19 protein-coding genes are annotated in these 18,760 nt (G+C 50.1%); 12 read left to right on the top strand and 7 right to left on the bottom strand.

Annotated elements, in window-relative coordinates; all coding sequences use genetic code 11:
• The first annotated feature begins 42 nt into the window (after positions 1-42).
• Positions 43-471 (top strand): molybdopterin-binding protein, encoded by a 429-nt coding sequence (locus tag FDX19_RS11300; protein ID WP_003037421.1) that lies wholly within the window; start codon positions 43-45, stop codon positions 469-471.
• A 122-nt stretch (positions 472-593) separates the two neighbouring features.
• On the opposite strand, the gene FDX19_RS11295 is transcribed toward FDX19_RS11300, so the two are convergent.
• From FDX19_RS11295 to dcuC, 3 genes are all read right to left on the bottom strand, one after another.
• Complete coding sequence (locus tag FDX19_RS11295; RefSeq protein WP_048213037.1) at positions 594-938, bottom strand: nitrous oxide-stimulated promoter family protein; 345 nt, start codon at positions 936-938, stop codon at positions 594-596.
• Between the two features lie 86 nt (positions 939-1,024).
• On the bottom strand, positions 1,025-2,719 hold the full coding sequence (locus FDX19_RS11290) for an NAD-dependent malic enzyme (RefSeq protein WP_137382769.1): 1,695 nt from the start codon (positions 2,717-2,719) through the stop codon (positions 1,025-1,027).
• Positions 2,720-2,771: 52 nt separating this feature from the next.
• Complete coding sequence (gene dcuC / locus FDX19_RS11285; RefSeq protein WP_079938759.1) at positions 2,772-4,139, bottom strand: C4-dicarboxylate transporter DcuC; 1,368 nt, start codon at positions 4,137-4,139, stop codon at positions 2,772-2,774.
• Between the two features lie 353 nt (positions 4,140-4,492).
• Here dcuC and FDX19_RS11280 point away from each other — a divergent pair, with 353 nt between their 5' ends.
• The gene (locus tag FDX19_RS11280; protein ID WP_137382768.1) at positions 4,493-5,386 is read left to right on the top strand and encodes a MurR/RpiR family transcriptional regulator; all 894 of its coding nucleotides are present in this window, start codon (positions 4,493-4,495) and stop codon (positions 5,384-5,386) included.
• Positions 5,387-5,436: 50 nt separating this feature from the next.
• Here FDX19_RS11280 and FDX19_RS11275 read toward each other — a convergent pair whose 3' ends face one another.
• Positions 5,437-6,807 (bottom strand): adenylosuccinate lyase family protein, encoded by a 1,371-nt coding sequence (locus FDX19_RS11275; RefSeq protein ID WP_137382767.1) that lies wholly within the window; start codon positions 6,805-6,807, stop codon positions 5,437-5,439.
• Between the two features lie 407 nt (positions 6,808-7,214).
• On the opposite strand from FDX19_RS11275, the gene FDX19_RS11270 reads away from it, so the two are divergent.
• The 6 genes from FDX19_RS11270 (at position 7,215) to sitD (ending at position 12,659) form a co-directional block, all read left to right on the top strand.
• Entirely contained in the window at positions 7,215-8,255 is a 1,041-nt protein-coding gene (locus FDX19_RS11270) for a porin (protein ID WP_137382810.1), read from the top strand.
• Between the two features lie 10 nt (positions 8,256-8,265).
• Entirely contained in the window at positions 8,266-9,039 is a 774-nt protein-coding gene (locus FDX19_RS11265) for a DUF4886 domain-containing protein (RefSeq protein ID WP_137382766.1), read from the top strand.
• A 182-nt stretch (positions 9,040-9,221) separates the two neighbouring features.
• On the top strand, positions 9,222-10,139 hold the full coding sequence (locus tag FDX19_RS11260; protein ID WP_137382765.1) for a metal ABC transporter substrate-binding protein: 918 nt from the start codon (positions 9,222-9,224) through the stop codon (positions 10,137-10,139).
• Entirely contained in the window at positions 10,136-10,951 is an 816-nt protein-coding gene (sitB, locus tag FDX19_RS11255; RefSeq protein WP_137382764.1) for an iron/manganese ABC transporter ATP-binding protein SitB, read from the top strand. Before FDX19_RS11260 ends, sitB begins: the two co-directional genes overlap by 4 nt.
• Before the next feature lie 2 nt (positions 10,952-10,953).
• Positions 10,954-11,817 carry an iron/manganese ABC transporter permease subunit SitC gene (gene sitC, locus FDX19_RS11250; protein WP_048213040.1) on the top strand — a complete coding sequence of 288 codons (864 nt, stop codon included), beginning with the start codon at positions 10,954-10,956 and terminating at the stop codon, positions 11,815-11,817.
• On the top strand, positions 11,808-12,659 hold the full coding sequence (sitD, locus tag FDX19_RS11245) for an iron/manganese ABC transporter permease subunit SitD (RefSeq protein ID WP_137382763.1): 852 nt from the start codon (positions 11,808-11,810) through the stop codon (positions 12,657-12,659). Before sitC ends, sitD begins: the two co-directional genes overlap by 10 nt.
• 108 nt (positions 12,660-12,767) lie before the next feature.
• On the opposite strand, the gene FDX19_RS11240 is transcribed toward sitD, so the two are convergent.
• Positions 12,768-13,373, bottom strand: a complete 606-nt coding sequence (locus tag FDX19_RS11240; protein WP_137382762.1) for a helix-turn-helix domain-containing protein — start codon at positions 13,371-13,373, stop codon at positions 12,768-12,770.
• Positions 13,374-13,440: 67 nt separating this feature from the next.
• Here FDX19_RS11240 and FDX19_RS25095 point away from each other — a divergent pair, with 67 nt between their 5' ends.
• The 4 genes from FDX19_RS25095 (at position 13,441) to mutS (ending at position 17,904) form a co-directional block, all read left to right on the top strand.
• On the top strand, positions 13,441-13,584 hold the full coding sequence (locus tag FDX19_RS25095) for a hypothetical protein (protein WP_170974368.1): 144 nt from the start codon (positions 13,441-13,443) through the stop codon (positions 13,582-13,584).
• A gap of 224 nt (positions 13,585-13,808) precedes the next feature.
• The gene (locus tag FDX19_RS11235; RefSeq protein WP_137382761.1) at positions 13,809-14,612 is read left to right on the top strand and encodes a winged helix-turn-helix domain-containing protein; all 804 of its coding nucleotides are present in this window, start codon (positions 13,809-13,811) and stop codon (positions 14,610-14,612) included.
• Positions 14,612-15,130 (top strand): hypothetical protein, encoded by a 519-nt coding sequence (locus FDX19_RS11230; RefSeq protein ID WP_137382760.1) that lies wholly within the window; start codon positions 14,612-14,614, stop codon positions 15,128-15,130. The genes FDX19_RS11235 and FDX19_RS11230 overlap by 1 nt, the downstream gene beginning before the upstream one ends.
• Before the next feature lie 206 nt (positions 15,131-15,336).
• Positions 15,337-17,904 (top strand): DNA mismatch repair protein MutS, encoded by a 2,568-nt coding sequence (mutS, locus tag FDX19_RS11225; RefSeq protein WP_137382759.1) that lies wholly within the window; start codon positions 15,337-15,339, stop codon positions 17,902-17,904.
• Positions 17,905-18,024: 120 nt separating this feature from the next.
• Here mutS and FDX19_RS11220 read toward each other — a convergent pair whose 3' ends face one another.
• Positions 18,025-18,177, bottom strand: coding sequence for a Hok/Gef family protein (locus FDX19_RS11220; RefSeq protein ID WP_043017378.1), 153 nt, complete (start codon positions 18,175-18,177; stop codon positions 18,025-18,027).
• 340 nt (positions 18,178-18,517) lie between these two features.
• The gene (locus tag FDX19_RS11215) at positions 18,518-18,754 is read right to left on the bottom strand and encodes a non-oxidative hydroxyarylic acid decarboxylases subunit D (protein ID WP_137382758.1); all 237 of its coding nucleotides are present in this window, start codon (positions 18,752-18,754) and stop codon (positions 18,518-18,520) included.
• Positions 18,755-18,760 lie beyond the last annotated feature (6 nt).

Raw genomic sequence — 18,760 nt, 5'->3', positions numbered from 1 at the left:
ATTGTGGCTATACTGGGTGATAACTCAACGAAAGGAGGCAGTATGGCGGTATCAGCACGTAATCAATTAACCGGTACAGTCAGTGCAGTTGCCACTGGCGCAGTGAATGATGAAGTTGAACTGACGCTGGCTGGCGGCGCAAAACTGGTCGCGATTGTGACCCATAGCAGTCAGCAGGCACTGGGTCTGGCGAAAGGAAAAGAAGCCATTGCGCTGATCAAAGCGCCGTGGGTGACGCTGGCGACTGAAGACTGCGGTCTGAAGTTCTCTGCCCGCAACCAGTTTGCCGGTAGCGTTTCACAGGTCACCGAAGGCGCCGTTAACGCCACCGTACACATCAAAACTGATGCCGGTTTTGACATTGTCGCGGTCGTGACGAACGAAAGTCAGCAAGAGATGAAACTGAGCCAGGGAAGCCGGGTCATCGCGCTGATCAAAGCCTCGGCCATTCTTATTGCCACCAAAGCGTAACCGCCACCCGGTACCGGATAGTTAATGCCCGATGGCGCTACGCTCATCGGGCCTACGCGACGGTGCACTTTCTCTTGTAGGCCGGATAAGGCATCGCCGCCATCCGGCACAAAATAACCAGATTACTTCTTGCGCTGATATTTCTCAGGTAATTCCGGGACAGGACGCTTGTCATCAATCAGATGGCGAACGGTCAGAATCGGGTGACGCCAGAGCATTCTCGGCCCGGCCCAGCGCATAATTTGCTTCATCTCTTCCCGTTTGGCTGGCTGATAGCAGTGTACCGGACACTGTTTGCAGGCCGGTTTTTCCTCGCCAAACACGCACTTATCCAGGCGCTTTTGCGCATAAGCAAACAACGCATCGTAATGCCCCTGCTCATCTGAAGCTTCCGGACACTGGCTTTCATACAGCGAGATCATCTTTTGGATCGTCATTTTTTCACGAGCAATACGTTTGCCGGACATGATGCCTCCACAATTAAGTTGCATAAATAATACACCTTAATCGTGAAGGCAACCAAGACCCGAGTACCGCTTACTCGTCACAACTGCTAAATTGCCCTGCGTTTATAAGGACGGTAGTGCGGTAACCAAAAGTTATCTTTTATGCTTTGCAACAGCGCGTCGTCGCTCATATTACCTGCCACACCCGACTGCTGTGCCGCCTTACCGACCTCAAAGGCAATGCTACGGGTCACCTCGCAGATTGTCCCAATCTCCGGCAACAGAGCGCCTTCCCCGTTACGTACCAACGGGGAAGCATCAGCCAGCACACGACTTGCCGCCATCAGCATAGCCTCTGTTACGCGTGTCGCGCCGCTGGCGATAGCCCCCAGACCGATGGCTGGGAAAACATAAACATTATTGCACTGCGCCACCGGAATGGAGCGTCCATTAAATTCAATCACATCGCAGGGACTGCCGGTCGCGATGATGGCCTGCCCCTCGGTCCAGCGAATGATATCTTCTGGTCGCGCTTCCATTCTCGAAGTGGGATTCGACAACGGCATAACGATCGGGCGGTCGCAGTAGTGGTACATCGTGCTAATGACCTCCTGCGAGAACAACCCAGCCTGGCCCGACACACCCAGCATCACCGTGGGTTTGGCATTGTGGATCACCTCCAATAATGACGGTGCCTGCCCCTCATACTGCCAGTCAGATACGGCCTCGGGAGGCTGCGCCAACGGTTGCTGGAAATCAGCTAAGGCATTATTGGTGGTCATCACCAGACCGTCGCGATCCACCATAAAAATGGTCCGTCTGGCTTCGGTCTGGCTCATTCCTTCACTGATGCGGCAGGCAATAATATGCCGGGCGATCCCACATCCTGCAGCACCCGCCCCGACAATTACGATTGATTGCTGACGGAAGTCACGACCGCTGCCTCGGCAGGCAGCAACCAGAGTCGCCAGAGCCACCGACGCCGTGCCCTGAATATCATCATTAAAACAGCACAGCTCATCGCGATAACGGTCCAGTAGCGGCACCGCGGTATGCTGGGCAAAATCTTCAAACTGCAGCAGAACGTTAGGCCAGCGCCGTTTTACGGCGGCGATAAACATTCCTATAAATACGAAGTACTCTTCGCCAGTTACGCGCGGGTGGCGCCAGCCGATATAGCGCGGATCGTCCAGCAGCCGCGTATTGTTCGTACCGACATCCAGCAAAATAGGTAGCGTATTCGCCGGATTTACCCCGCCACAGACGGTATAGAGCGATAGTTTCCCAATAGGAATCCCCATACCGCCAACGCCCTGGTCACCTAGCCCCAGAATGCGCTCACCATCAGTGACAACGATGACTTTGATATCGTGCCGCGGAATATCATGCAAAATATCGTCAATACGATCGCGATCGGGCCAGGAGATAAAGACACCGCGAGCACGACGATATATCCACGAGAATTTTTCGCAGGCGGCTCCGACTACCGGGGTATAAACGATGGGTAGCATCTCTGGCAGATGCTTTTTCAGCAGGTAATAAAATAACGTTTCGTTGGTATCCTGAATATTACGCAGATAAATATGTCGAGCGTCATGGGATTCTGCCTCAAGATATTGCTGATACGCCCGTTCGGCTTGTTCATCAATATTCTCAATGGCGCAAGGCAGTAGCCCACACAGGTTAAAGTCATGCCTTTCTTGCTGCGTGAAGCTGCTTCCCTTGTTTAATAACGGAGACTCAAGCAGTAACTTCCCCGTAAACGGGACGTATAAAACATCGTTTGTCACGTTGCCATCCATAAATTACAACCAGATAAAAAAATAAGAGCCTGTATTAACAGGCTCTCGGGATTCAAATCAGGACATAGTTGGCAACCAGCATCGCCGCGATACCGGCCAGCGCTGGAAGCAGCGTTCTTCTGACGATCATAAACGGTGAACATTCTCCTGCTTTACTCACCGCAATAATAATGCCGGCCACTGGGGACATTGAGCGCCCCATTCCCGCCATTAACTGCATAGGCAGGATCATATTGACGGCGCTCTCACCAAATTTTGCCGCAATGGAGGGGGCCAGGCCGGAGAAGGAGAAAAAGGCAGCAACACCAGAGCCTGTCAGGACGGCGGTTACGCCCACCAGCGCGGTCATCACCAGCGTCATGCTGGTAAAGCCCAGACCTGCGTTTTGCACCGACTGTAACAGGTAGTCCACCGCGCCAATTTTCTGCAGCCCCTGGGCATAGATATCCGCACACACCAGCAAGGAAACGATGCTGGTAAACATGCTGCCCATCCCTTTGAAAAAGACCTGTATCCCTTTGCAGCAGCTTTTGAAATCTCGGGTAGCCACCAGTTCAAAGAAAAATGCGACGACAGCGCCAAGGATCATCGCCGTGACCACGTCAATTTTGATGGACTTGATAACCAAAGGGCTAAAGACCAGCACCAGTACGACAGGCAGGACGGGTAACAGCGCGTAAATAGCGGGTACCTTACGGCCTTCTTCTTCCGCTTGCGCCACGCTTTGCGCCCCCGGAACGAAACCATCTTTTTTGTCGAAATACTTCGCGCTAAAGTAAATCACCACCGCCACGGCCAGCATCACCACCACCGCCACCGGCATCTGGTAATGAGCAAAGTAGATAGCGCTTTCCATGCCAGCATGTTTGGCCGCCAGATTCGCCGTACCTACCGCGGGCCCTAGATCCATAAACGCGCACAGACCAATCATCGCGGCCGCAGAGGCTTTACTGACCCCCAGACGAACCAGAACCGGGAAGAATGTCACCAGCAGCAACATCGCCAGCCCCGCCGCACTTGAAATGGCCACATGCAGAAGCTGTGCGCAGATATACCCCAGTGCGAGGATCAGGTAAGGCGCTTTAATCACCTGCAGCGGTCGAATGCACATATTGACCATCGCGTTCGACGCTTTAATGTGATCCATATAGCTGGCAAATCCACCCGCCGCCATGATGATAAGACCAATACCTGCAATTTGTGTGGTAAGCGATTCTTTTGCAAAGCTAAAGATATCCAGCCAGGTTGACCCCGTGGATTTCGCTTTATCATAGAGAATGCTGTTTTCAGGGTAAAACAGAACGGTAATGGTCAATAATGCCAGTCCAGCGAGTAATAAAACAGTTTGCGGCTGATAATTTTTCACAATTAACCATGCAGCAATAACTGTTATCACTATTGCTATAATAAACGCCGTCATAATAACAATTCCTATGCCATACAAATTTGGTAGGGTTACCCGTCATCTCATCATAGCTTATGTAGGATAAGCAAAAATCACACCTATATATAAGCAGCTATAACATGTCCGTAAATTTATCGTATTACATACTCAAATATTGAGATTTAATTGTAATGGGTTGTGTGGTTGCAAAATACGGGAAAGGTGTTTTCCCACCCCTTTTTGTGAGTAAGATCGCAACTCATCTGAATGTGGTCGCATCCCTTAGCGAAGGCTGGATGCGGGTTTCCAACATATTCATTCTATGATTGACGTCGAAAGCGTATTACCCTATAACAACGTTGATATACAACAGCCATCGGGTGTTATCTATGTACAAAAAAAACACATTAAGTCTGGATGAGTATAACTCACTTACTCTTAATATGGGCGATCTGACTGAATCTGAGTACCGACTTAATGAGTACATTAATAAACACTTCAATGAGCTTCCCTATCATGGCATTGTTGATCTCTCGCAAAATGCGATGGTCAGCAAAGCAACCATTGGCCGATTTTTAAATAAAATTGGGTTTACGGGTTATGCTGCTTTCCGCAAAGCATTAGACATTACGCTGTCTAAGAATAAAATATCTGCACCTTTTGAGAAAAATATCAAACTACGTAACAATCCTAGCATCACAACCGAAAGTATCGTTACTGATTTCACCCACAAAGTATCAGAATTATTTAATCAATTTAAAAATAACATCGATATTGAAAGTCTTAATGCGTTTATCGATCTGGTACTGAATAATCAACGTCATATTTATGTCGTCGGCCCTTCATCATCTCATGCAATGGCGACGCATTTTTGTACACTGTTAAAGTACTTTCGCAGTGACATCACTCTGTTACCGACGGACATCAGCGAACTCCCCAAATGCCTCATCAATATTGAGGAGGGGGATGTCCTGATTGTGTTCTCCTACTATCGATTTAATCGGGTTGCCCTCAATATTGCAAAATGGTTCAGAAAAAAGAATGCCGTCGTGGTGCTGGTTACCAACTCAGAAGCGAACCCTTACGGTAAATTCTGCGATCTGCAGTTTGTTCTTCCCAGCGACGTACAATCCATTTTTCAAAGCCGTATACTCGGCTTCTTTTTTATCGAACTCATATTGCATCTGGCTTATGAGAAAGGAGATAACGAGGGGAATTTTGCGCAACTAGAGGAATTATTTGTCTTTTTCGAAACGTTTTCTGCATCAGCACACAACACTTAGCACCGCCAGCAGCCAGGAGAGTTATCCCTCCCGGCAGGCAGCAAGACGAATCAGGCAATCTCTGCCGTTTTCGCGCGATCGAACTCAGCTATAGTTTCAGCAATGAGCGCATCGTTAGCCCCGATATATGACAGCGGCTCGCAGGCGGTGGTAATTTCCTCTACAGACAATGATGCGCGGATTTCCGGGCTAGCCTGCATGATCGCCATGAAGCTGTGCTCTCCGGTTGCATGCTTTAGCAGGTTTTTCACTAAATTATAGGCGGACTCTCTGCCGATTTTGGCGGCAAGTTTCATCGTCAGCGATTCCGACATAATAAAGTGTTTCGAGCAGTCAAAATTGGCGCGCATCTTCTCTTCATTAATGATGAGATGTGAAAGCAGATTCTTTGCGCGTGTCAGGCTGGTCGATAACGCATTAGAGGCTTCAGGGAGGATAGTCCAGTTTAATACCCTCATTGAGGCGGCGCGTACATCCTGTTGATCCAGCATTGCCGGAGCGCCTGACGCATACATCCATCCCATCCTTGCCAGCGTTTGCATCATGTTACTGGCGCGCGGATTAACTTTATGCGGCATCGTGCTCGACCCGCCACCGCCCTCCCCCTCAAGCAGTTCAGCAATCGGCGTGCGCCCCATTATTTCAACGTCGTTGGCCAGACGACACAGCGTGCCATGAACAAGAGCAAAAAACTGCACAACTTCAACCACCGCATCCTGGCTGGCATTATTAATGCCGCAGGGCACGTTCAGACCCAGCGCTCGCATCAGCCGTTCACGCGTTTCCATTCCCTGTTCACCCACCGAGGCCAGATTACCTACCGCACCGCCAAAGAGCCCGGTTACTGCGCGCGGGTACAGCTGCTGCAGTCTTGCCAGATGGCGGTTTATCTCCGCCAGGTAACTGCAAACATGCAACCCCCATGTTGTCGCAGAAGCATCCACCGAATTGGTACGCGCAACCATCACCGTTCGGGTGTGGCGTATTGCCATCGCCTTCATCGCTTCACCAACATCGAGCAATTGCTCACGCAGCAGCTGCAGCGTTTGTTGCAACCTCATCGCCATACCAGAGTCCAGCAGGTCCTGAGTTGTACATCCCCAGTGCAGATACTGGCTGACCAACGGAGTACCGCAGGCAGCGATCTGATCGATCAACGGTTTTATCGCCATACCGACTATCTGTGTTTCCTGTGCCAGGGCCGGCCAATCTATCTGTATTTCCCTGCACGTTTTTTCAATTTCGACGGCGGCTTGCTCAGGGATAATCCCTAGCTCACCTTGCACGCGAGCGACGGTTGCTTCAAACCGCAACCAACACCGCAGCAGATTGTCGTCAGACCATATTTCCCGCATCCGACCTTGGGTGAACAATGAAGAATAAAGATCAGAATCAAATACCGTTGTTTGCTTACCGAACATACAGCGCCTCTCCGGCCAATGAATGCGTCATAATCGAAAATGTGATTAATCAATTTTGCGGGATCTGTTTTCCAAATTATAGGGGAAAATAGTATTCCCACCCCAAAAATGGCTATGAGAATACAATATTCCCATTTTCAGTTTTTGCATTCTTTAGAAATGCGATGCACTTCACAGTAATTTATAAATTACATTTTAAGCAGCCGTAATATTTCCAAAAAAATGCTTATTAAATATAAGAGCCATTAATACAATAGCGAATTCAGAGATATTTATGCGTGAATAGTCACATTTCATTACGAGAAAAAATCATTCCCATACCACTGCCAATCCTTTTCCACAAACAATTACCTCGCTGTGAACTTTATTTTTATGGTCAGGAAATTAATGCTGGTTTGAGGGATGACATGAAGCTAAAAAACTATTCGCTAATATTACTTATGAGTATGAGTTCCTCGGCGTTCGCCTTAAACGTCTATAATAAGGATGGCAATACTCTGGATATCTATGGCCGCATTGAGGGTAAAATTGCGAGTGGCCAGAATTCATTTGCTGGCAGTGAAAGCCGAAGCGATCTGGGTGGCCGTGTAGGTATTTATCTCACCCGAGATCTGGATATTCTGCCAGAGACTAAAATCGTGGGTCGCCTGGAATGGCAGGTGCGTACCGAAAAAAATGATAACAATACCGGTGAAAGCGATATGGAGGCCCGCTATTCCTATGTCGGTCTGTCAAATAAAACATGGGGTGAACTGATCACCGGGAGAACCAAAAACCCGTTGTATCAGGTCATGAAAATGACCGATAAGTACAAAAACTTCACCCCTAATATCTATAGCTATGGCATTACAACCATTGATGATTCGTACCAGTTCAACCGACAGGACGGCACCGTTCAATGGAACGCCAAATTTGCCGGTAACGAAATTCAACTGGCATGGGTCTCCGGTAATGGCAACAGCGATAACGAAGCCCTGGATTACGGCGCGATGGCCAGTTATCGCAAGTCTTTCAAATTTGGCGATTTTAGAATTACACCGGCACTCGCGGCCAGTCGTTACAAACGACAGGATGGCGTAGTGACCACCGATGGGCGTAATCAAAACGATCAAATTATGGGAGGATTGCAACTCGGTTATAAAGCCTATGAGGTCGCGGTAACCGCATTACGGACGTCTATTTCTCGCGATAACAAAAGCGATAATAATTATAAAGGGATGGATTCACTTATTTCCTACAACTTTGGCACCGTCAAGGTTCTCACAGGATATAGTTTTCTAAATGAAGATGGTAAAGATATTGCGGAAAAAGAAGACTGGCGTGCTGAAGCGCAATTAACATTGGCTGAAGATACATGGTTATCATTTACTTACGATAAAGAATTCGCCAGTAAGAACAAAAAAACCAATGATGATGCGCTCATCGTTGGACTTCGTTATGATTTCTAAGAGATAACCGATGAAAAAGATAACTTTGCTTACCGTTGCAACGGCCCTGGCACTGAGCAGTATCTGTGCCCACGCTGATACGTTATTGGCGCCTTCCGCACATGCGAAAATGGATGGCGAGAATAAAATCGTCGCGCTGTATGGCAACTCGTTCACGTTCTATAACAACAATATCAATACCCGATTACGGGATTTGACGCAGTCTTTACTGCCTGATCATGCCAAAGGCTATAAGTATCGGGGTATCACGATTTCCAGCGGTCATTTAGGCTGGCAGATTGAGAATATGCGCTACCAGAACACATTACAGAAATGGGATGTGGTGGTGCTACAGGGAAACTCCACAGAAACGATTTCAAAGAAAGAAAGCACCCGACAAAACTTCGTTGACTCTGCCACCCAAATGGCCGACATGGCACATAAAGCGGGTGCAAAAGTTGTCTATTTCATGACCTGGCCGAAAAAAGACAAACCCGAAGACAGCCAAAAGCTGGCGGACGCTTATATCTCGATTGCGCAGAAAACGGGGGGATATGTCGCTCCGGTAGGTCTCGCTTTCGAGAAAGCGCGCAAGACCCATCCGGAAATCAACCTGTATTATCATGATGGTGTACACCCTTCTATTTCTGGTACGTATCTCGCCGCCTGCGTATTCTTCGCCACCCTGTATAACCAGTCTCCGGTCGGCGGCGCGCTTCCTGTTGATACAGACATGACCCCTGCCACCGCCAAAGCGTTACAACAGGTAGCATGGGAAACCGTCACTGAATTCCAGAAGTCATAATCTCCGTTTTTTTCGTCCCCTTCACGCCGGCAATCGTGCCGGTGTGAAACGTATTATCCCCCGTCTATTCCTTAGCACCCTACGCAAATAAGAATTATTTTCATTTATTTATGCCATGTGCTATATAACATAGCAAAGGCTATATTCGATGATTAATTAACCACTTTGTTGTGAGGGATACTATGCCGCATCTGCCTCGTCTGAAGTCAGTTCTCCTTGCCAGCCTGTTGACGGCACTTACGCTGTCACCTGCCTGGGCGAAAGAAAAGTTCAAGGTCATCACGACGTTTACGATTATTGCTGATATGGCTAGCAATGTGGCAGGCGATGCGGCAGACGTCAGTTCAATTACCAAACCCGGGGCAGAGATTCACGAATACCAGCCCACGCCTGGCGACATTAAGCGGGCGCAGGGCGCGCAGTTAATTCTCTCTAATGGTCTCAATCTGGAACTCTGGTTCGCCCGCTTCTACCAGCATCTGTCCGGCGTACCGGAAGTGATGGTTTCAAACGGCGTACAACCGATGGGCATCAGCGAAGGGCCGTACAACGGAAAACCCAACCCGCATGCCTGGATGTCAGCGGAGAACGCGCTTATCTATGTGGATAATATTCGCGATGCGCTGATCAAATACGATCCGGACAATGCCGCAACCTACCAGAATAATGCGCAGAATTATAAAGCGAAAATTCAGCAGACACTGGCGCCACTGCATACAGAACTGGCAAAGCTCCCTGCTGATAAACGCTGGCTTGTCACCAGCGAAGGCGCATTCTCTTATTTAGCTCGTGATAACAATCTCAAGGAGCTTTATCTGTGGCCGATCAATGCCGATCAGCAAGGTACGCCTAAGCAGGTACGCAAGGTGATCGATGCGATCAGAGAGCATCATATCCCCACGGTATTTAGCGAAAGCACCGTGTCCGACAAACCCGCGCGTCAGGTAGCCCGGGAGTCTGGCGCACATTACGGCGGCGTGCTGTACGTCGATTCACTCAGCGCTGCCGACGGCCCGGTCCCGACCTATCTGGATCTACTGCGCGTCACCACACAAACCATTGTTAGCGGCATCAACAAGGGTCTGGAGAGCCAACCATGAGTCACTCTGCGATTACCGTGAATCAGGTTACGGTGACGTATCGCAACGGCCACACCGCACTGCGGGATGCCACATTTCAGGTTCCGGGCGGCTCGATTGCCGCGCTGGTTGGTGTCAACGGTTCCGGGAAATCAACACTGTTTAAGGCGTTGATGGGGTTTGTCCGGCTGGCGCAGGGGGAAATATCTATCCTGCAACAGCCGGTCAGCAAGGCGCTAAAACAGAATCTGATTGCGTATGTGCCCCAGTCTGAAGAGGTGGACTGGTCATTTCCGGTGCTGGTGGAAGATGTGGTCATGATGGGACGCTTTGGCCATATGGGCTGGCTGCGCCGACCAAAGGCGCACGATCACGCCTGCGTGGATGCGGCGCTGGCGCGGGTCGATATGCTGGACTATCGCCATCGCCAGATTGGTGAACTTTCCGGTGGGCAGAAAAAACGCGTTTTCCTCGCAAGGGCCATTGCACAAGATGGGCAGGTCATTTTGCTGGATGAACCCTTCACCGGCGTAGATGTAAAAACCGAGGCACGTATCATCGGTCTGCTGCGAGAATTGCGTGATGAGGGCCGAACCATGCTGGTCTCCACCCATAACCTGGGCTCGGTCACCGAGTTTTGTGATTACACGGTAATGATTAAAGGCACCGTGCTGGCAAGCGGCCCAACTGACACCACCTTTACCACCGAGAACCTTGAACAGGCATTTAGCGGCGTTCTGCGTCACGTCGCATTGAGCGGGGGTGAGCAGCATGTGATTACCGATGATGAGCGCCCGTTTATTTCGCGTCGCGCGGCACGCGAGGGGGAATAGTCATGAACTGGCTGACAGAACCCTTTGGTTACCAGTACATGCTCAACGCCATGTGGGTTTCGGCGATGGTCGGCGGCCTGTGCGCGTTCCTCTCGTGCTACCTGATGCTCAAAGGCTGGTCGCTGATTGGTGATGCGCTATCGCATTCCATCGTACCCGGTGTTGCCGGAGCCTATATGTTAGGACTTCCCTTCGCGCTGGGGGCATTTCTTTCCGGGGGACTGGCTGCGGGCAGTATGCTGTTTCTCAATCAGCGCTCACGACTGAAGGAAGATGCCATCATCGGGCTGATATTTTCCTCTTTCTTCGGTATCGGGCTGTTTATGGTGTCGCTCAATCCGATGTCGGTGAACATCCAGACCATTATTCTCGGCAACGTGCTGGCGATTGCGCCGGAAGATATTTTGCAACTGGCGATCATCGGCGTTATCTCACTGACCATCCTGCTGCTGAAGTGGAAAGACCTGATGGTGGTCTTTTTCGATGAAAACCATGCACGCTCTATCGGTCTGAATCCTGGTCGGCTGAAGCTGCTATTTTTTACGCTGCTCTCCGTTTCCACCGTTGCCGCACTGCAAACCGTCGGCGCGTTTCTGGTCATTTGCCTGGTAGTCACGCCTGGCGCGACCGCCTGGTTGCTGACGGATCGTTTTCCACGCCTGCTCACTATTGCAGTCGCTATCGGTAGCCTGACCAGCTTTTTTGGTGCCTGGCTAAGCTACTGGCTGGACGGCGCAACCGGAGGAATTATTGTGGTTCTGCAAACGCTGTTATTCCTGCTGGCGTTCGTGTTTGCGCCCAAACACGGTCTGCTGGCAAACCGCCGCCGCGCCCGGCAGGTGAACAAGGAGTCCTCATGTTCTTAACCACATTACTGGAACCCTTTCAGTTCAGCTTTATGGTCAATGCGCTGACTATCTCCGTTATCGTCGCCATACCCTGCGCGCTGCTGTCGGTATTTTTGGTGTTGAAAGGTTGGGCGCTGATGGGTGATGCCATGAGCCATGCGGTCTTTCCGGGGATTGTACTGGCCTGGATTGCGGGTATTCCGCTGGCGATTGGCGCTTTTGTCGCCGGATTGTTCTGCGCGGTCGCTACCGGGTATCTTGACGATAACAGCCGTATCAAGCGCGATACCCTGATGGGGATCGTCTTTTCCGGTATGTTTGGCGCCGGACTGGTGCTGTATGTGTCAATCCAGTCTGAAATTCATCTGGACCATATTTTGTTCGGTGACATGCTGGGCGTTTCGCTGGGCGATATTGCGCAGACTGCGGTTATCGCTTTAGGGATAGCGCTTATCATCGGGCTCAAATGGAAAGATCTGCTACTTCATGCGTTCGATCCGCACCAGGCAAAGGCCAGCGGTCTTAACACCACACTGCTGCATTATGGTCTGCTGTGTATGATCGCCCTGACTATCGTCGCGACGCTAAAGTCGGTGGGTATTATTTTGTCGATCTCCTTGTTGATTGCCCCCGGTGCGATTGCGATTTTAATGACACGCAGGTTCGCCCAGGCATTGTTACTGGCTACCGCCATATCGGTTGCAACGTCATTTATGGGTGTATACCTGTCATTTTTCATCGACAGTGCCCCCGCGCCGACGATTGTCGTTTTATTTTCCCTGCTGTTTGTCATCACCTTTATTTATTCAACGCTGCGCGATCGTCATTCAGAAAGCCGGCTTCAGTCGCATGATGTATAAATAACATTTAATGGCATGTTGACTAATATTTCTGACGTTGATAAATAGCCATGACATTAATATAGCCTCCTGCAGGAGGCTATATTAGCCGTAGATTACAACATCTGTTTATGCCGCGGAATAAGCAGACAGTTTTCCCCGATTGAGAGTGATTTTTCCGTCATTCACCAGCTCCTGTAATACCTTATGAATAGCACTGCGCGAGATATGATTGCGGGTCAAAATAAAGGTATATACGGATGTTTTCTCACGTACCGCGGGCTCCATCCCCCAAATATATTTAACGTGTTCAATAATCAGCTCTCGAATGGTTCTGTGCGATTGCAATGTTTCACGCTGGAAATAGCGTTGCAGATGGTGCGCGAGGATATCAAACGCCTGATTCCAGAGATTTTTAGCGGTAAATAAAAGATCGGCGTTCTGTACACTCATGGCCCACATTTCACAATCGGTGTCGCAGCGTAAATAGTGTCCAGCGACCTCCGTGCGCATTTGCGGTAGTCCAAGGATCGCCGGCGCAGAAATACTTACCGTCACTAAGTCATTTTCTACACGATATACAGAGACCGTCCCTTTCTCCAGAAACAAGATATTTCCATCGACTTTCAGATCTATGCGCTGACGTTTTTTACGCAAGGACAGCCAGGCGTTATCCGATTTCTTTATTTCATCACCAATCAGCACTACAGATTTGTCTATTTCGTTCTGGAACATGGGACTCTCTAACGCAAATAATTGCTTCATCAAAATAATGGTGGAATTTAGTTAACGGATAAAATAAATGTCAGCTTTAATACAAGCTGACATTTATCCCTATCTACCTCTACCACCAGCATTCCCTGGTGCTTTTGACGCGCTAACGGCACTGACGTTGTTCTCGCGTGGTGGCGTCGAGCAGTATATTGCGCTGTCCACAAAGAATTAATGTTTATCACCTTTGTCATCACAATTTCGTCTTTTTGCTCTTTGTACAATAGCCAAAAAGACACAATTCGTTGATTTATATGCTCTTTATTTTCATTAAAAAGTTACTATTGTTGTAATATTATGCTATCGAATTGCAACACTGCGCGGTTCTGGCGTCTTTTTTGGACAAAGTGTTATCATGAGCCACTGACCACTGGGTGCATCATCAAGAGCTGAGGCATTATGTCCGAGACTGGCAATGTCAGTTATCTAATTGAAAATAAAATAATCTTCACGCCAGGCACACAGTGTCTGACGCGGGTAGACCATCCCGGGCTGCAGATAAAACTTAAACACTCGGCATCACTATGTCTTTTATTACTTATTCAACATCGCGGAAAGGTCGTCTCACAGAACGAATTGCTGGAGTTTGGCTGGGGTAGCAATCATCGCCAGGTCAGCTTCAATGCCTTTTATCAGAGCATCCTGTCTTTACGCAAAAGCCTGCTGCAACTGGAGCTGGAGCAAACGTTCATCACAACGATACCTCGCAAGGGACTGATTATTAATGAAGAGTTTGAAATCCTGGAGATTGCAACACCGGAGAGTATCCCTTTAGCCATTGACATACCGGTAGCACCCGAATCTGGCTTAACACCAGGAGCGGGTATAGAGGCGTTGTTGGCAGAGACACCACGTAAACCACGGGTAACCCCCACTGAAACGATAATGATGGCACTGACACTGATAATCTGCGTGCTGATCGTATTCCCGTGGAAAAGCAGTGATGATTATTTTTCCGGATATATTGCTGCGCCACAAGTATCAACTGACTGTCAGTATTATTTTAATAACGATGCCAGTAATTTTTCCCGGCATACTGCGTTTATCGACAAAAATCCTGCGTTGTGTCAGGACAATAAATTTATCTATATCACGACCTATCCGGAATCAAAAAAATTGTCGGTGCTGTTGTGCCGCTCGCCAATGAAAGGCGAACAAGAAAACGCGTGTCAGTCAGTCTATTACCCACGGTATGATAGCTAATGAATTTACTTCCTCGCACTCCCCGCTTCCGTACCCAGACGGGTATTATCCTGATGCTTTGCCTTTGCGTAATTGCAATTGCCAGCATCTGGCGGCTCGGAAATAATCATAATCACCTGCATAATCTTTCCTGTCGGGCAGCCATTGATATCGTGCGTAATACCGCCTCGTTTAAGGGGATCATTGATATCAAAAGCGGTGATACTAAAGGTATTGTGAATATTGATGGCATTATTAGCGACACCACTAATAAAGAACAGACTGTACAACGCATGGTGCTCTTTACGCACTCCAGTTACGGCACCAGCCCGGTATGGGTCTCACAGAAAATTCATGTATCAAATCGTGAAACGGCTCCCGCCAGTTTAATCCAGCAGATCCTGCCCGATTTCTTCCTGACCAACACCAGCGTCTCTAATGTCGATCTTTTCGCACTGAACAGAGATACCTATCTGATTACCAAAGAAGGGATCCCCTATCTGTACTGCCAGAATTATGCTCTGCCGGAAAATGAGTAATCGCCAGGCATTCTGCCGGTACAACCGACGGATGAATCTCAGTGGTTGTCAGTGATAAGATACAGCATTCAGTCTGAGCCAACGCTCACCGTTACTGTCTTTTAGGCGGCTTTCGAATGACAAATTTGTGGGTTTATGTGAGTTTCCAGGGGCTCACATGAGACTTCCCCGGTACCCAAAAAGATTAAAAAAAGAGCAAAGGCGATATGAAAGAGTCACTTGATACGGACTTCACCAACCATACCCCCATGATGCAGCAGTATCTCAAGCTGAAGGCTCAGCACCCGGAGATCCTGCTGTTTTACCGCATGGGCGACTTTTACGAACTGTTTTATGACGACGCGAAACGTGCGTCGCAGCTACTCGATATCTCGCTAACCAAACGTGGCGCATCGGCAGGCGAGCCCATCCCGATGGCGGGCATTCCCCACCATGCGGTGGAAAACTACCTCGCTAAGCTGGTCAATCAGGGGGAATCTGTCGCTATTTGTGAGCAGATTGGCGATCCGGCGACCAGCAAAGGGCCGGTTGAACGCAAAGTGGTACGCATCGTCACGCCGGGTACCATCAGTGATGAAGCGCTGTTACAGGAACGTCAGGACAACCTGCTGGCCGCCGTCTGGCAGGACAGTAAAGGTTTTGGCTACGCCACACTGGACATCAGCTCTGGGCGTTTTCGCGTCAGTGAACCCGCAGACCGCGAGACAATGGCTGCGGAACTGCAGCGCACCAACCCTGCCGAGTTGCTGTATGCCGAAGATTTCGCAGAAACATCGCTGATCGAGGGCCGTCGCGGCCTGCGTCGTCGTCCGCTGTGGGAGTTTGAAATTGATACCGCCCGCCAGCAGTTAAACCTGCAGTTTGGCACTCGGGATCTGATCGGCTTTGGTGTGGAAAACGCGCCGCGTGGGTTATGCGCTGCCGGCTGCCTGCTGCAATATGTAAAAGATACCCAGCGCACCTCACTGCCACATATTCGCTCCATCACCATGGAACGCCAGCAGGACAGCATCATTATGGATGCCGCCACGCGCCGCAATCTGGAAATTACCCAGAACCTGGCCGGTGGCGCAGAAAACACGCTGGCATCAGTGCTTGATTGTACCGTGACGCCAATGGGTAGCCGTATGCTCAAACGCTGGCTGCATATGCCGGTGCGCGATACGCAGATACTGATCGAGCGCCAGCAGACCATCGGCGCGCTACAGGATGCCACCAGCGAATTACAACCCGTGCTGCGTCAGGTGGGCGATCTGGAACGTATTCTGGCGCGTCTGGCACTACGTACCGCGCGTCCACGCGATCTGGCGCGTATGCGTCACGCCTTCCAGCAATTACCGGAACTGCGCGCTCAACTGGAAAACGTAAACAGCGCTCCCGTGCAGATGCTGCGCGAAAAAATGGGCGAGTTCACAGAACTGCGTGAACTGCTGGAGCGTGCCGTGGTTGATGCCCCGCCAGTGCTGGTACGCGATGGTGGCGTTATCGCACCGGGCTATAACGAAGAGCTGGACGAATGGCGAGCGCTGGCTGATGGCGCAACTGATTATCTGGACAGACTGGAGATCCGCGAACGCGAGCGCACCGGCCTGGACACATTGAAAGTTGGATTTAACGCCGTCCACGGTTACTACATTCAGATCAGCCGTGGACAGAGCCACCTGGCGCCGATTAACTATGTGCGCCGTCAGACGCTGAAAAATGCCGAGCGCTACATCATTCCTGAACTGAAAGAGTACGAAGACAAAGTTCTGACCTCAAAAGGTAAAGCGCTGGCTCTGGAAAAACAGCTGTATGACGAGCTGTTCGACATGCTGTTGCCGCATCTGGCGGATTTACAGCAGAGCGCCAGCGCACTGGCAGAGCTGGACGTGCTGGTCAACCTGGCCGAACGCGCTTATACCCTGAACTATACCTGCCCGACATTCAGCGATAAGCCCGGTATCCGTATTACAGAGGGTCGCCACCCGGTGGTGGAGCAGGTGCTGAGTGAGCCGTTTATCGCCAACCCACTTAGCCTTACCCCGCAGCGGCGGATGCTGATTATTACCGGGCCAAATATGGGCGGTAAAAGCACCTATATGCGCCAGACCGCGCTGATTGCGTTGCTGGCCTACATCGGCAGCTATGTGCCGGCACAAAAGGTAGAAATAGGTCCAATCGACCGTATCTTTACCCGTGTGGGCGCGGCGGATGACCTCGCATCCGGTCGTTCAACCTTCATGGTAGAAATGACCGAAACGGCCAATATTCTGCATAACGCCACTGAGAACAGCCTGGTGCTAATGGATGAGATTGGACGCGGGACCTCTACCTATGACGGTTTATCTCTGGCCTGGGCTTGTGCTGAAAATCTGGCGAATAAAATCAAAGCACTCACGCTGTTTGCTACCCACTACTTCGAGCTGACTCAGTTACCGGAAAAAATGGAAGGCGTAGCGAACGTACATCTGGATGCGTTAGAGCATGGCGATACCATCGCCTTTATGCACAGCGTACAGGATGGCGCGGCGAGTAAGAGCTATGGTCTGGCGGTCGCGGCACTGGCTGGCGTGCCGAAAGAGGTTATCAAACGCGCACGGCAAAAACTGCGCGAACTGGAAAGCATCACGCCAAACGCCGCGGCAACGCAGGTTGATGGTACGCAGATGTCACTGCTCAGTGCCCCGGAAGAGACATCACCTGCCGTTGAAGCTCTGGAAAATCTCGACCCGGATTCGCTGACGCCGCGCCAGGCGCTGGAGTGGATCTACCGGTTGAAGAGTCTGGTGTAACGTTGTAATGCCCGATGGCGCTTTGCTTATCGGGCCTACGGCAACAAGCGAGTACTTCTGAAATGGGTGCGAGAGGCCGAAACCAGACCATCAAGACGCGGGGTTTCCCCCGCGTTGTTGCTACTTCTTCGGTTCGTAAGCGAGAACAGCTTTAAACTCCATATTACGCTCTTTGATACTTAACTCGCACAGCGAATCTCGTACCATTAACGTAAATCCCAGCACCGTGAAACACAGCACTACAATCGCCACCAGGGCATATTTTGTCAGCATGTCTTGCCTCCCTGCAAAGAAGAGACTAACATCCAAATTGTTCAGGTTTGTACGCTAGCCTCAGGTTGATAGAACTATCTCCTGGGGCTTTTGTCTTTCCGGGACCTTGCAAATGCTCAAAGCTCAGAAAGCCTCAAGCACCCGTAGCTATTCTATTCCAGGTGTCATCTCCTCGAACAAATTAAGCCATTTGCTACGAGCCTGCTCGCAAAATAACAAGCCCCGGATATTCCGAGGCTTAATATTGGTATGTTCTGCCCGATGACGCTTTGCTTGTCGGGCCTACAAAATACCGCTATGTGTAGGCCGGGTAAGGCGAAGCCGCACCCGGCAATGTTGATTAGCGCTTATCTTCTGCCAGCAGTGGCGGAATACTCGGCACCATCGGTGCGTCATCAATATCCTTCTGCGTCATGCGAAACGCTTGCGGGTAGTGCTCACGGCTGGTACGCCGTAGCGGTTCGGTATCACGCCAGGTGTACAGACAATGCTGACACTGATATACCGTCCAGACACCTTTCACCGGCGAGACCGCCATCAATTCTATCTGTTCATCTGCACAACGTGGACAAATCATCTGCAT

The sequence above is a fragment of the Citrobacter sp. wls619 genome, from assembly GCF_005281345.1.
In the GTDB taxonomy this organism is placed as follows: domain Bacteria; phylum Pseudomonadota; class Gammaproteobacteria; order Enterobacterales; family Enterobacteriaceae; genus Citrobacter.
This window is presented reverse-complemented; position numbering and strand designations above follow the sequence as displayed.